The organism is Peribacillus tepidiphilus, assembly GCF_009466385.1.
GTDB lineage: Bacteria > Bacillota > Bacilli > Bacillales > DSM-1321 > Bacillus_BN > Bacillus_BN tepidiphilus.
The window spans coordinates 89,344-103,144 of record NZ_WIAQ01000024.1; the positions used below are offsets into that span (position 1 = coordinate 89,344).

The 13,801-nt window shown below is 39.8% G+C and carries 17 protein-coding genes; 13 read left to right on the forward strand and 4 right to left on the reverse strand.

The window, feature by feature from the left end; translation table 11 throughout:
• The first annotated feature begins 6 nt into the window (after positions 1-6).
• From GD441_RS12950 to GD441_RS12980, 7 genes are read left to right on the forward strand one after another with little or no spacing between them, the layout of a single operon-like run.
• Positions 7-174 carry a hypothetical protein gene (locus GD441_RS12950; protein ID WP_153126851.1) on the forward strand — a complete coding sequence of 56 codons (168 nt, stop codon included), beginning with the start codon at positions 7-9 and terminating at the stop codon, positions 172-174.
• A gap of 16 nt (positions 175-190) precedes the next feature.
• Positions 191-1,036 carry a fumarate hydratase gene (locus tag GD441_RS12955; protein ID WP_153126852.1) on the forward strand — a complete coding sequence of 282 codons (846 nt, stop codon included), beginning with the start codon at positions 191-193 and terminating at the stop codon, positions 1,034-1,036.
• An 11-nt stretch (positions 1,037-1,047) separates the two neighbouring features.
• Positions 1,048-1,608: a Fe-S-containing hydro-lyase gene (locus GD441_RS12960; RefSeq protein WP_153126853.1), complete on the forward strand. Its 561-nt coding sequence runs from the start codon at positions 1,048-1,050 to the stop codon at positions 1,606-1,608.
• 27 nt (positions 1,609-1,635) lie between these two features.
• A complete protein-coding gene (locus GD441_RS12965; RefSeq protein ID WP_153126854.1) occupies positions 1,636-3,345 on the forward strand; it encodes an FAD-dependent oxidoreductase in 1,710 nt (569 codons plus the stop codon).
• Positions 3,345-4,301 (forward strand): succinate dehydrogenase/fumarate reductase iron-sulfur subunit, encoded by a 957-nt coding sequence (locus GD441_RS12970; RefSeq protein WP_153126855.1) that lies wholly within the window; start codon positions 3,345-3,347, stop codon positions 4,299-4,301. Before GD441_RS12965 ends, GD441_RS12970 begins: the two co-directional genes overlap by 1 nt.
• Positions 4,298-5,182, forward strand: coding sequence for a CoB--CoM heterodisulfide reductase iron-sulfur subunit B family protein (locus tag GD441_RS12975; RefSeq protein WP_153126856.1), 885 nt, complete (start codon positions 4,298-4,300; stop codon positions 5,180-5,182). The genes GD441_RS12970 and GD441_RS12975 overlap by 4 nt, the downstream gene beginning before the upstream one ends.
• Before the next feature lie 19 nt (positions 5,183-5,201).
• Positions 5,202-5,555, forward strand: a complete 354-nt coding sequence (locus GD441_RS12980) for a molecular chaperone GrpE (protein WP_153126857.1) — start codon at positions 5,202-5,204, stop codon at positions 5,553-5,555.
• Positions 5,556-6,093: 538 nt separating this feature from the next.
• On the opposite strand, the gene GD441_RS12985 is transcribed toward GD441_RS12980, so the two are convergent.
• Positions 6,094-6,294 carry a cold-shock protein gene (locus GD441_RS12985; RefSeq protein ID WP_153126858.1) on the reverse strand — a complete coding sequence of 67 codons (201 nt, stop codon included), beginning with the start codon at positions 6,292-6,294 and terminating at the stop codon, positions 6,094-6,096.
• A 655-nt stretch (positions 6,295-6,949) separates the two neighbouring features.
• On the opposite strand from GD441_RS12985, the gene GD441_RS12990 reads away from it, so the two are divergent.
• From GD441_RS12990 to GD441_RS12995, 3 genes are all read left to right on the forward strand, one after another.
• Positions 6,950-7,879: a glycerophosphodiester phosphodiesterase family protein gene (locus GD441_RS12990; protein ID WP_225434231.1), complete on the forward strand. Its 930-nt coding sequence runs from the start codon at positions 6,950-6,952 to the stop codon at positions 7,877-7,879.
• An 85-nt stretch (positions 7,880-7,964) separates the two neighbouring features.
• On the forward strand, positions 7,965-8,090 hold the full coding sequence (locus tag GD441_RS17495; RefSeq protein ID WP_263862450.1) for a hypothetical protein: 126 nt from the start codon (positions 7,965-7,967) through the stop codon (positions 8,088-8,090).
• Between the two features lie 172 nt (positions 8,091-8,262).
• Complete coding sequence (locus GD441_RS12995) at positions 8,263-8,748, forward strand: FtsX-like permease family protein (protein ID WP_153126860.1); 486 nt, start codon at positions 8,263-8,265, stop codon at positions 8,746-8,748.
• 63 nt (positions 8,749-8,811) lie between these two features.
• On the opposite strand, the gene GD441_RS13000 is transcribed toward GD441_RS12995, so the two are convergent.
• On the reverse strand, positions 8,812-9,417 hold the full coding sequence (locus tag GD441_RS13000; RefSeq protein WP_153126861.1) for a LysE/ArgO family amino acid transporter: 606 nt from the start codon (positions 9,415-9,417) through the stop codon (positions 8,812-8,814).
• 382 nt (positions 9,418-9,799) lie between these two features.
• Between GD441_RS13000 and GD441_RS13005 the strand changes: the two genes are divergently transcribed.
• From GD441_RS13005 to mobB, 3 genes are all read left to right on the forward strand, one after another.
• Positions 9,800-10,360 (forward strand): competence protein ComK, encoded by a 561-nt coding sequence (locus GD441_RS13005; protein ID WP_191992189.1) that lies wholly within the window; start codon positions 9,800-9,802, stop codon positions 10,358-10,360.
• Positions 10,361-10,576: 216 nt separating this feature from the next.
• The gene (locus tag GD441_RS13010) at positions 10,577-11,827 is read left to right on the forward strand and encodes a molybdopterin molybdotransferase MoeA (RefSeq protein WP_153126863.1); all 1,251 of its coding nucleotides are present in this window, start codon (positions 10,577-10,579) and stop codon (positions 11,825-11,827) included.
• A gap of 128 nt (positions 11,828-11,955) precedes the next feature.
• On the forward strand, positions 11,956-12,471 hold the full coding sequence (gene mobB, locus GD441_RS13015; protein WP_153126864.1) for a molybdopterin-guanine dinucleotide biosynthesis protein B: 516 nt from the start codon (positions 11,956-11,958) through the stop codon (positions 12,469-12,471).
• A gap of 143 nt (positions 12,472-12,614) precedes the next feature.
• On the opposite strand, the gene yidC is transcribed toward mobB, so the two are convergent.
• Complete coding sequence (gene yidC, locus GD441_RS13020) at positions 12,615-13,442, reverse strand: membrane protein insertase YidC (protein ID WP_153126865.1); 828 nt, start codon at positions 13,440-13,442, stop codon at positions 12,615-12,617.
• The gene (locus tag GD441_RS17035) at positions 13,388-13,753 is read right to left on the reverse strand and encodes a hypothetical protein (protein WP_191992190.1); all 366 of its coding nucleotides are present in this window, start codon (positions 13,751-13,753) and stop codon (positions 13,388-13,390) included. The genes yidC and GD441_RS17035 overlap by 55 nt, the downstream gene beginning before the upstream one ends.
• Positions 13,754-13,801: the final 48 nt, after the last annotated feature.

The window sequence follows — 13,801 nt, forward strand, 5'->3', positions numbered from 1 at the left end:
AAACAAATGAAGTCCCCATGTTGCTTGGCTGATTTGGAAACTCACGTTTTACCTGAACTATATCATGGCTCTGACGACGAATATGAACTAGTCCTGCCGTTTCTTTTTTGCTCAGAATGCGGGAATTTGGTTTTAACAGCTTCTGAACGAGTACATGAAAACCGGTGGCTTTAATAGGAGGAGAGAAATCATGCGGGAAATTTCTGCAAAATTAATCACCGATACGGTGAAAAAGCTATGTATCCAGGCTGCATGCGATCTTCCGGAAGATGTAGAAAGACTCATTGCAGCAGGATTAGAAAAGGAAGAATCGCAATTTGGAAAATATAGCTTAGAGAAAATCTTAAAAAATATAAAGCTGGCACGGGATGAACAAGCACCGATGTGTCAGGACACTGGGATGACCGTTATTCTTGTAGAACTGGGTCAGGATGTCCGGATCATAGACGGGGACTTTACGGAAGCGATTAACGAGGGAGTCCGTCAAGGATATGAAGAAGGTTATCTACGGAAATCTGTTGTTGCAGATCCTGTTTTAGATCGAAAGAATACAGGGGATAACACGCCGGCTGTTATTCACACGGAGATCGTACCTGGGGACCAAATTAGAATTCAGGTTTTACCAAAAGGTGCAGGCAGCGAAAACATGGGTGCGGTTAAAATGTGCAAGCCTTCAGAAGGGATTGAAGGAGTGAAGGATTTTATTGTCCAAACGATTACGCAGGCAGGTGGAAATCCTTGCCCGCCAGTTATCGTTGGTGTTGGAATCGGTGGAACAATGGATAAATGCACATTATTAGCGAAAAAAGCACTGGCCAGGAAAGCAGGAGAGCCGAATCCGAATCCAACTTATGCGGAAATTGAAAAGGAGCTCCTAGAACGAATTAACAAATTAGGAATTGGTCCTCAAGGATTTGGAGGAAAAGTAACGGCCTTGGCTGTTCACATTGAAACATATCCAACTCATATAGCCATGATGCCGGTCTGCGTTACACTAAACTGCCATGCTGCGCGTCACACCGAGGCAGTGTTATAGGGGGGAATAAAATGACAAAGATTAAGCAACTCACTACGCCTTTAACTTTAGAGCAAATTAAAGATTTAAAAGCTGGTGATCAAGTATCCATTACTGGGGTCATTTATTCAGCCAGAGACGCCGCTCATAAAAATATGGTAGATGCTTTGAAAGAAAATAAACCTTTACCAATCGATGTTACAAATCAGATCATCTATTATGCCGGTCCGACGCCTGCAAAACCTGGAAAAGCGATCGGTTCATGCGGGCCAACAACTAGCGGGCGAATGGATGCTTATTCTCCAACCTTGATGGAGCATGGACTAAAGGGAATGATTGGGAAAGGTCCAAGAAGTAAAGAAGTCATCGAATCCATGAAGAAAAATGGGGCTGTATACTTTGCTGCCATTGGAGGCGCTGCTGCATTAATTGCTGACACGATTAAAAAAGTGGATATTGTTGCATACCCGGAATTAGGACCTGAAGCCATCCGGCGCATGGAAGTAGAAAATTACCCATGTATCGTAGCAATTGATCGCGAGGGTAATGACCTTTATGAGATGGGTGTAAAACAATACAGAGTTGAAGACTAAATTCCAGATGCAGAGGTGGAAATTTCCATGCTTTCTTATGATGTTGTAGTAGTAGGAGCTGGCGGTGCGGGCATGATGGCCGCACTGTCAGCCAGTGAAGATAAAGATTTGCGTGTAGCTTGTCTTTCTAAAATATTTCCAACACGATCCCATACAGGGGCAGCGCAAGGAGGAATAAATGCTGCAATGGCTTATCGTGATTCCTCCGATTCCCCGGAACAGCATTTTAGAGATACGGTAAAAGGGAGTGATTTTTTAGCTGATCAGGACGCAGTAGAATTCTTCACTTCCAAAATGCCAGAGATCATCTCAGAGCTCGACTATTACGGTGTACCTTTCTCTCGGGATGAAAACGGCCGCATTGCCCAAAGACCATTTGGTGGTGCATCAAGTCCAAGAACTTGCTATTCCGCGGATAAAACGGGTCACGTCATATTGCATGCTTTGTATGAGCAATGCTTGAAAAACAAAGTGAAGTTCTATAATGATTGGTATTTATTATCATTGGCTGTGGAAGATGGCAAGTTTGAAGGATTAGTTGCCATCGATATCCGAAGTGGAGAGATCCATCCGATTCAAGCGAAAGCGGTAGTGATCGCAACGGGAGGTTTTGGCCGTATCTATTGGAGTAGAACGACGAATGCCATCAATATGACTGGAGATGGAACAGCTGCCTGTCTTGAAGTAGGAATTCCAATCAAGGATCCTGAATTTGTCCAATTCCATCCAACAGGCCTTGCCTCTACAGGTGTACTATTATCTGAAGCCTGCCGCGGTGAGGGAGGATATTTATTAAATAAACACGGTGAAAGATTCATGGCTCGCTATGCTCCTGAAAAAATGGAGCTTGGCCCTCGAGATCTGGTTTCAAGAGCAATTGAAACAGAAATTAAAGAAGGCCGTGGCTTTGGTGAGGGAATGGGTTCCTATGTATTGATGGATCTCCGACATCTTGGCGAAAAGAAAATCATGGAACGTCTTCCTCAAGTGAGAGAGCTAGCCATGGACTTTGAAGGCGTTGATTTAGTGAACGAACCGGTACCGATTCGTCCGAGCTGTCACTATATGATGGGCGGAATTCATGTAAGTGACTATAGGACATGCAGCACACCAATTGAAGGCATTCACGCTGCAGGAGAGTGTGCGTGTGTATCCATTCATGGTGCTAACCGACTTGGCGGAAATTCTGTCGCAGATGTGGTGCTTTTCGGAAAATATGCTGGAATTGGTGCGATGGAAACTGCCAAGAAACGTGCTTTCTCAGGTACAAAAAAACTGGAAAATGAAGCGAAACAATGGATTGAAAAATTCAAGCACATCCGAAATAAAAAAACAGGTATTAACATGTTCAGCATTCGCGATCGATTGGCAGAAACCATGTGGAATAACGTCGGGATTTTCCGTACTGAACATGAAATGGTAGAGGCTTTAAAGACAGTGGATCAGCTTTTGGAAGAATATAAAGATGCCTATGCTGGCGATCCTTCTCAAACCTACAATATGGCGTTTATCAATTATGTAGAAATAGGAAACCTGTTAAAACTTGCCAAGGCTGTCACAATCGGGGCGATTAACAGAAAAGAAAGCAGGGGCTCCCATTCCAGAGCGGACTATCCAAAGCGTAACGATGCTGAGTTTCTAAAACACACGATGATCTATAAAGAAGGAGATCATTATCGGTTGGATTATTTACCAGTTACCATCACAAAATATCAACCGGAGGAGCGTAAGTACTGATGCACACAACCATAAATATCAAGGTTAAGAGATTTGATGGAGAAAAAGAATGGTATCAGGATTTTCAGCTTCCATATGAAAAAGGAAAAACCATTCTATGGGCATTAACATCCATTCGTGAACAGTTTGACCCGACATTTAACTTTACTTCAGCTTGTCGGCATGCCATCTGTGGAAGCTGTGCCATTCAAGTAAATGGTCATGCGTTTCTTGCTTGTAAAACATCACTTGATGAGGTATTAGAAACGTTTAATACGAACGAGCTAACCTTTGAACCGTTAAAAAATTTCGAGGTAATCAAAGACTTGGTTGTTGCCTGGGAGCCTAAAATGGAAAAAATGGAGCAGATCAAACCGTGGCTTATTCCATCCGAGGAAGGCAGCAAAGAAAAGGGATTTATCCAAAGTGAAGAGGAGTATCATCAAATCGCCGCACCAACTGATTGTATATTATGCGGGATTTGTGCATCAGAATGTAATCAGCTTGCCGTTAATGATGGAACGTATTTAGACCCATTCATTTTAAACAGGGCATACCGTTTTGCCGTCGATTCCAGGGATTGCGCACCAGAGGAGCATATTCGCCCAGTTTATGAAAATGAATTGTGGAAGTGCCTTCACTGCATGCAGTGTGTAACAAAGTGTCCGAAAGGAATCCCGTTACATGAACAGGTAGCTTATTTAAGACAGGAATCAATCAAAATGGGAGAAGTGAACAATAAAGGTGCTAAGCATGCTTTTGCATTCTATGACGACGTGAAAAAGAAAGGTCGATTAAATGAAGTCATGCTCCCAGTGAAAACAGAAGGAGTCATAAACACCATGTCAAGGATTCCTTTTGCGTTAAGAATGATCAAAAAAGGCAAGATTAATCCGTTCCATATGCCTAAGGCTGTTGATGGAATCAAAGGGGTCAGAGAAATTTATAAGTATGCAGAGGAGGTTAGCGAGTCATGAGATATGCTTTTTTCCCGGGCTGTACATTAGAATCTGCAGCGGAAGAATTAATGATTTCAACAAAAAAAGTTGCTTCCGCTTTAGGAATCGAATTAATTGAAATAAACGGTTGGACATGCTGCGGTGCCAGCCATATTCAAGACGTGGATGACTTCCTCGCTACCTCCATCAATGCGAGAAACCTAGCCTTAGCGGAAGAGTTGAAAACGGAGAAGCTATTAACGGTTTGCAATACGTGTACACTCATGCTTCGTACTGCCAAACTAAAAATGGATAAAAATGAAAAGCTTCGCACAAAGGTAAATGAAGGTCTAAACAGAGCTGGGCTTCACTATAACGGCACGATCGAAGTAACCCACTTATTATGGGCATTAATTCAGGATTACGGTTTAGAGAACCTTAAGAAAAAAGTGAAGCGGCCTTTAAAAGGGTTGAAAGTAGCTAATTTTTATGGATGTCACATTTTAATGCCACCTAACATCATGGGCTTCGAGAACCACTTAAACCCTCAATCGATGGAAATGGTAGCAGAGGTATTAGGTGCAGAAAGCGTGGACTTTGATCAAAAATTAGCTTGCTGCGGGTTCCATTCCGTATTTCCAGCTGAAAAAGAAGTTATGGAACTGACAGGGAAAAACTGTTTATCTCCAAAACATGCAGGTGCAGATTGCATCGTCACGCCTTGTCCTTTATGTCAAATGCAGCTAGATGCCTATCAACCAGATGCACAGAAACGATTTAAAGAGGATATTACGATGCCAATTCTTCATTTGCCGCAATTAATTGGTCTTGCCCTTGGATTCGAGCCAGAAGAGCTTGCCATTCAAAGACATGTGGTGGATGCCATCCCTGCTTTAAAAGAAAGCTTAATGCTTGTATAAGCCAAAAGGGGAATGTTCCATGCAAGCGATCTTTGAAAAAAAAGCAAAATTAGTGGGAAGCAAGGATCAAGGCGTGCTCTGGCTGCTGAATATTCATGATGACTGGATCCATGACCAGTATGGGGAAAGCTACATATACTATGGGACAGTGTATTCAAGCCATAAACCCTTTCATCCTTTGTCAACTTCCGTCACTGGATATTTCCAGGATGAAGACTCAAAGAAATGGATTAAATTGAAAGATGGAATGGCCTTTTTTAACCCGAATAACATCCATCTTGCCTGGAAAAACAGCATAGAAGAGATGATCAAAGTTACCTTTAAAACCGGAATTTATCGTTATTATAAGTGTAAAAAGATATCCAGGTCTTGACGGAAGTTCTCAAATAAGAGCTTCTTCCCTAGGTACAGATATCATTAAGCGGCTTTGCTTTTAAAAGTGAAGCTGCTTTTCATTTTGGAGAAGAAAATATAGGGGTAGTCAGATCCAAGATATCGGTCGTCATTCGGATATATCGGTCGTCAGATCCAAGATATCGGTCGTTATTCGGATATATCGGTCGTCAGATCCAAGATATCGGTCGTCATTCGGATATATCGGTCGTCAGATCCAAAATATCGGTCGTCATTCAGAAATTTCGGTCGTCAGATCCAAGATATCGGTCGTCATTCGAATATATCGGTCGTCAGATCCAAGATATCGGTCGTCATTCGGATATATCGGTCATTAGATCCAAGATATCGGTCGTCATTCGGATATATCGGTCGTCAGATCCAAAATATCGGTCGTCATTCAGAAATTTCGGTCGTCATTAGTCTCAGATTACGTAAAATATACCTTGTCTACACTCTATAATAAACAAACAGACTCTGCTAGAGAGTCTGTTTGTTTGATCACATTGCATATATGATTATGCTTTACGCACATTAGATGCTTGTGGACCACGTTGACCTTGCACAACTTCGAATGTGACTGATTGACCTTCGTCTAATGATTTGAAGCCTTCGCTTTGAATGGCAGAGAAATGAACAAATACGTCATCTCCAGCTTCACGTTCGATAAATCCAAAACCTTTTTCTGCGTTAAACCATTTAACTTTACCTTGTTCCATGTTTGTTGCCTCCAAGTGCGTAAAACACACAAAATATTACTATCCTTGCCCTAAGTGATATTCAGGAAAAAGAAATAACTTTTATACCCAATATACGGAGCAAAAATAATTCCTTTAATCATAACAGGAAATAGGCAAATACGCAAGGCGTAAAATGAATTTTTAATAAAAAAAAGCTTATGGCGGTTTTTGAATGGTAAGAACCTATCCTTTATGACTCCAAGCTATTTTTAAAAATAGAACTGCTTATCTTAAAAGTGCTAGATCAATTTGTAGTATTAGCTTCCGTTTTTCACTCTCTCTACAAATTGAACGCACAAGTAAAACATTCATTAAAGCTTAACGAAATGTTCTGCTACAATCGTATTCTCTCGATCTGTCCAATTTTCCTCATGTAAAAGCTCCGGGATTAACTTTCATTTAAATAAAAACTGTTTTTTCTTCATGTTGTCCCTCTTCCCTGCGTATTCATATAAAAGACATTTCTAAATCTATTGCTAAAATCCTTTTTCAATCGAGACTGACATTCTATGGTCCTGCAGTTTATTCTTAACATTTCTAATCAACAATCCATTAACTCGATCGTTCATCATAAAGGAAATAAATACATGTTCTCGAATTTTTTTACTAAAGAACAGAATAAAGGGGAATGACCGTGCAGACAAATCCTGTAATCATACCGAAAAAAAGAAACAAAAAGCCTATTATATTTGGAGCTATTCTATGTTTGTTTATGTTGAGTGTGAATTTTTTTCCTGTTTCTAAGCGGGAAGAGCTATCTTTCTTTAAAAATAAACGTCCTCTTGTCATTGCCCATCAGGGAGGAGCGCTGTTAGCCCCATCTAACACAATGGTAGCTTTTCAGCAGGCTGTGGACATGGGAGTGGATGTGCTTGAATTTGACATACATATTACGAAGGATGGAGAATTAGTCGTCATTCATGATCCAACTGTCGATCGAACGACAAATGGGATGGGAAAAGTCGCAGATTTGCCATTACAACAAATTCAGAAACTTGATGCAGGATACCACTTTATAGATTTACACGGAAATTACAGTTTTCGCGACAAAGGTGTATACATCCCAACAGTGGATGAAGTGTTCAAAGCATTTCCGAATATGAGGATGAATATTGAAATCAAAGATGACAACCCTTCTTACAGAATAGAAGAAATAGCAGAGAAGCTATGGAGGTTAATCGAGCAATATAATCGAAAGGACAAGACTCTTGTTGTTTCTTTTGACCAAAAGATTGTCGATACCTTTCAGAACCATTCAAAAGGGCAGGCATTGGTTGCCGGTGGAAGGCAGGAAATTAAAAAGTTTGTAGTTCTTCATACATTATTTATGAGAAATTTATACATCCCAAAAGTGGATGCCATCCAAATTCCGATCAAAGAGGGTAAGTTTGATTTAACAGAGAAAAAACTGATCGACGGTGCGCATCGCCGAGGAATAGCCGTACATTATTGGACAATTGATGATAAAGAAACGATGAGAAAGCTGATTGAAAAAGGAGCAGATGGAATCATTACGAACAGACCTGATTTAATGCTGGAGTTATTGAAAGAGATGGGATATTAAGAAATGATATGGGAGAAAGAGCGGATTCATAAAATACAAGGATTTGTAAAAAATAATTTCGAATCTTAAAGAAAGGAGGTTTACCATGACAAACCGTAATGATAATCGCGAACGAAAAAATAAGTATCCCAATAATCTTAAACAAGACGTTGAGTTTTCAAAAGACGATTCTATTAGAAGTGATATCACGAAAAAGGACCTGCGAAAATAAAAAGGATGCCTCCAAGAGTCTAAAAAAGGCTTGGAGGCATTTTTTTAATTTAAGAAATTCTTAAGATTTATTCTAACTGAATGATTCAAAGTCCTATGATCAAGTTGTAGTGTATGCCAAAAGCGTAGATACAGTCAAAGGCATTAATGAAAAGCTGAAGGGTAAAAAGTATATGACCTACTCAGTGATGGATGAACTCAAGCAGGTGAATATGTTTTTTACCATTGTAAAAATTGGCCTCATCTTAATTGGAACAATCGCCATTCTGATAGCTTCCATTGGGATTTATAATACGATGACGATGGCTGTGACAGAGCGAGCACCCGATATTGGCATCATGAAAGCGATTGGGGCAAATCCTGCCACAATAAAACGGATTTTCCTATTAGAGAGCTCGTATATTGGCATGATTGGTGCGATTGTCGGTACGGTTGTATCCTATGCGATTAGTTATGGGGTGAACTTCGCACTGCCGCTCATCATTGAAGCAGCCTTTCAAGAACAGGTTCCAGACGAGCTAAAATTTAGTCATATCCCTCTCCGTTTACCACTTATTTGTATTATCATCTGTTACATAGTGACCATTCTTTCAGGGTTAAGACCGGCGAAAAGAGCAACGAAGGTTGATGTCTTACGTGCGTTGAGGAGAGAGGTATAACCTTTTAGACTTAAAAAAAGAGCCAGTCATCATCTAACTATGTGGATGGTGGCTGGCACTTTTTTATAGTGTGGTAGCTAGGTAGATCGCTGTACACCACATGATGATGGCGGAAATTTTATTCACGATATTGATGAACCGTCGGGAATCAAAGAATTTCCCCGTCATTCTACCTATAAACGCCAATCCGAAAAACCAGATCCAGGATACGAAAATACAAGATAAGGCGAATAGTCGTTTTTCTGTTCCACTATAAGATAAAGAACTTGTTCCGATCACACCAATTGTGTCCATTATAGCGTGTGGATTTAATAACGAAACGGAAGCTGCAAAAGCCATTTGTTTTTTGGGTGATAATGCTTTTTCTTCGGAAGCTTGATGATTTGGCTTGCTTTTCCAAGTAAGATATCCCATATAGATGAGGAAACCGATTCCTATTAATAAAATCGATAGTTTTATGATTGGATTCCCAAAAACAATGATGGAGACCCCTAATATGGCAAGTGTAATCAGCAAAGTGTCACAAAGAGAAGCAGTGATAATAACAGGCAAGGCACGAATAAAGTTTGGCTGGGTAATCCCTTGGTTAAAAACGAACACATTTTGTACACCTAAAGGGAGAATAAGGCCAAAAGCTAAAACAAGCCCATGAATGATTGCTGTAAGCATATTCTAAAATCCTTTCCTAAATTAGTATGGTTTACATGGCCTGATTTCTATAAACGAAAGAATCTAATTATTGTAAAGGGCTCTAAGGTAAGATCCTTTCATTAGAAAAACATAAGGAAAAATCAGACTAAATATTTACATATATTAGAAATAATTGGATAATAAGACTAGATACAGAATTTTGCTCACCTCTTTTTACATCGCATTATTCACTTCTGCTTCAGTATTCTATATTCCTACTGAGTTATTACTCTCGAATTTTCATTCAGGAGGTGAGATAAACCTTTAAGCACACGGTTTATTTGGCAGAGAGTGCAGTTAGGGATTATACCTTTCACTGGTAATTGATGATTGTAAAAATTACATGAAAGGAAGTATTTTTGTGAAAGAGCTTAATCAGTATTGCATTGTCCATAAGACGATCATGATTTTGCCTGCTTTTGATGAATTCGGCCATCTCTATTCACATGCTTTCGAAGGGATGGATGTATTTTATGTGAAACAAAGCCCTCTACATATAATAAATGATTCGTTATTGCAATACGGTTGTGATTTAAAAGGGGCACAGAATGCAGCGAAGCATCATTTGGGAAATAAAAATATGCTGCCAATTAAAATAAGCTCCTCTAAAGATATTTATTGGTTTCCCCATAAGTCTCCGAAAAGCTTGGATTGTACTTGGTTTGCGGTTCATCATATTTTGGATGCAAGGACGATTAATAAAAATAAAACGGAAGTTGTTTTAAACTTTGGGCATACCATAGAGCTAGATTTGAAAGAGAAGTATCTGAAAGAGAAAATTCAAAGAACGAGAGAGCTAAAAAGAAAAATCGAAGAGCCGGATAAAATGAGGCTATTTTATTATGATTCTCATGTAGGTTTTCAAATTGTGAAGGATTCACAAAATATACACTACAAAATTAAAAATAGGAAAGAACGGTAAAGAGAGGCTGAAACAATCGCGTGCAGTACACGATTGTTTCAGCCCTTTATCGTTCATATAGGTTGTTCGGTTCAAGCTGCTAATAAGGTGCAGATGGACTTTCTCTTAAAAGGAGTAACAAATAAACAAATATATGATATAATTTCTACTCATTATAAACTAGAAGCATTTGAACCTTCCTTTATTAGCGGTTAAAAAATGGAGATGATGATTTCAATGATCGAAAAAAGAGATGCCATCTCAGTTGAAGAAGCTGTCCATCGTGTTATGCAGTATGCCCATGTTGGGGGAACAGAAAAAGTTGCTATTCATGAGGCGTACGGTAGATTTCTAGGTGAAGATTTAATTGCGACTTATGATATTCCGTTCTTTGATCGTTCTGCTTTCGACGGATATGCAGTCCGTTCACAAGATTTAGAGACAGCCTCAAGAGAGAACCCGGTAACACTTGAAGTGGTTGGGGCAATCGGAGCGGGTAGTATACATGAAGCTGAGGTAAAAGCTGGCCAAACAGTAAGAATTATGACAGGCGCACCAATTCCAAAAGGCTGCGATGCTGTAGTAATGCTTGAGCTTGTAGTTGAACAGGAAAATAAGATTGTTGTAAAACGTTCTATAAAAAAAGGTGAGAATATATCGTTTACCGGAGAAGATACAAAAAAAGGAACGATTCTTGCTGCAAAAGGGACAAGAATCAATCCAGGTATTACAGCTTTGCTAGCGACCTTCGGATATGCTGAGGTAACGGTTGCAAAAAAACCGACTGTAGGAGTTATGGCTACAGGTAGTGAACTGCTTCGTATTGAGGAGCCTCTTGAACCAGGAAAAATCCGTAACAGCAATGGGTACATGATTCTTTCACAAATTGAGCGAGCTGGTGGAAAGCCTGTTAATTTGGGCCAGTTCACCGATGATTTGGAAGTTTGCTATGAAAATATGAAAGAAGCTATTTCCAAAGTCGATTTTCTTATTACAACAGGTGGCGTTTCAGTAGGAGATTTCGATCTTTTACCTGAGTTATATGAACGACTTGGCGCAAAGGTATTGTTTAACAAAGTGAGAATGAGACCGGGTAGTGTAACGACAATTGCAGAAAAGGATGGAAAGCTTCTATTTGGCTTATCTGGTAATCCGTCAGCCTGTTATGTGGGCTTCGAATTGTTTGCACGGCCTGTCATTCAAACATTTTTACATTCTTCCAATCCGTTTGTGCGCAAAGTAAAAGCTTTTTTAGGCATCGATTTTCCGAAGCCTAATCCATTTGATCGCTTCGTAAGAGGTCACTTGACTTATTCAGAAGGTAAGCTAGTAGCAAAGCCATCTGGATTAGATAAATCAAATGTCGTTTCTTCACTAGCAGCTGCTAATGCACTTATTCGGCTGCCAGGCGGAACAAGAGGCTTTCAAAAAGGTATGGAAGTGGAAGTATTACTGCTAGAGGATCAAGAAGGAACAGGGAAATGGTAAGAATAGGGGGTGACTCCGAAGAGAGGAGTTACCCTCAAACTGCCCGCAAACGCTCGTATTCTTCGTCACGAACACTCCTCTGGTGCTCAGAGGATGAAAGAAAAAATGTTTAAAGAAGGAGGGAGAAAGTGGAGGTAAGCATCCCAGTTCTTCAGGTTGTCGGATATAAAAAAAGCGGCAAAACGACATTGGTAATAAAAATCATTGAAGAAGCAACGTCGCGAGGAATAAGAGTGGCGGCATTAAAGCATCACGGACATGGCGGACCTCCAGAAGCTGCAGAAGGGACCGATAGTATAGTACATCAAAGAGCCGGAGCAGTTATGGCTGGAGTAGCAGGAGAGGGTGTCTTGCAGCTTTCTATCGTGGCTGAGGATTGGCCATTCGATAAAATAATGGCCCTCTATGCTCTTGTTTCATTTGATTTTCTGGTCATAGAGGGTTATAAGAAAGAACGTTTTCCAAAGATTGTTTTAGTACGTAAAGAAGAGGATCTTCATTTGATTGAAGATTTAACCGAAATAGTGGCTATTATTTCCCCTGAACACGTGAAGATTAAACGGGGCAATTATGAGATTTTTACAAATCAAGAAGAATGTCTTTCTTGGATTATGGACTATATGATCTCTTCACTAAAAAAATGATTGGATAAAAAAAGGTGTCCCAAACGTATTTTAGGACACCGATTTCTTAATGAGTAAAAAGGGAGTAGCTGATATTGGCTAGCTTACAGCATATAACGGTCAAAAGCCTTTAAATATTAGCCATTCGACATTCAGCCAATAACTTACATATTCACTTGCTCTACCGGCTTTTTGCTTTGGTACAGTCGTTTTCCGATATAGGTTTGCAGCATTAGAAATAGTCCGCCTACTACCCAATAGAGAGGAAGGGCGGCCGGTGCTGATAAAGAAAAAATCCCCATCATGAGCGGTGAAATATAACCAATCGCAGCCATTTGCTTTCGTTGCTCTTCAGGCATATTGACGAGTGAAAGCTTGTATTGAATAAAATAGACGGCACCAGCTAAAATTGCGAGTAATACATCGGAATGGCCTAGATTAAACCAGAGAAAGCTATGGGATGCGATCTCAGGTGTCCGTCGAATGGCATAATAGAATCCCATTAAAATCGGCATTTGAAGGAGTAATGGTAAGCAGCCTCCTACAGTTGCAAGAGGATTTATACCATGCTTTTGATAAAGCTCAAGCATTTCTTTTTGGACCTTCGCTTTTTCCTCAGGATTTACCGCTTTTTTCATTTTTTCTTGAATGACCTTTAGCTCGGGTTGTACTAACGCCATTTTTTCCTTCATGACCATTTGGCTTTTTGTTTGCTTTAGCATGAAGGGCATGAGTAGAGTACGGACCAGCAATGTCACCATGATAATGGAAAGTCCATAGCTTCCGTTAAACCAAGAAGCGAAGGTTTTTAATAGTACGGAAAAAGGATATACAAAGTAATGATTAAAGACTCCCGGAGTCGTTGCATCAATGGATGACATTGTTGTAGTAGATGCCTGCTGACATCCAGAAATGAAAGATAGTAAAACGATTCCGATCAATATGAGCAAACCTTTATTGAAAGAGAATGCAGCTTTATTTTTGAATACCATTTAAGTCCTCCTTGAAAATAATGATCGTTTCTTTTTTCAAGAAGGTGATAGGGTGGAAGATCATCAGCCGATCCCTTCAAACGGGTGCACTTAGCGAGCCAGTATACAATGCGATTTATTTCATAATGAAAAATCTGTGGCTGTAAAACTGGCATTTTTTTTATGCACTCTGTTTTAGGTCGTCTTATGGATTGGTTTTTCCATGTAGTTTTTAAGAAGTAAAACAACCCGCCTAACACAGTCCCTTTTAAGAAAAGGCTTGCGACAAAGAGATAGGGTGTCCATTCGTTAATTTCAATCCATTCAAACACGCTGCATCCCCCCTTTACAAATACATGTACTTTTCAAGTATATACGAA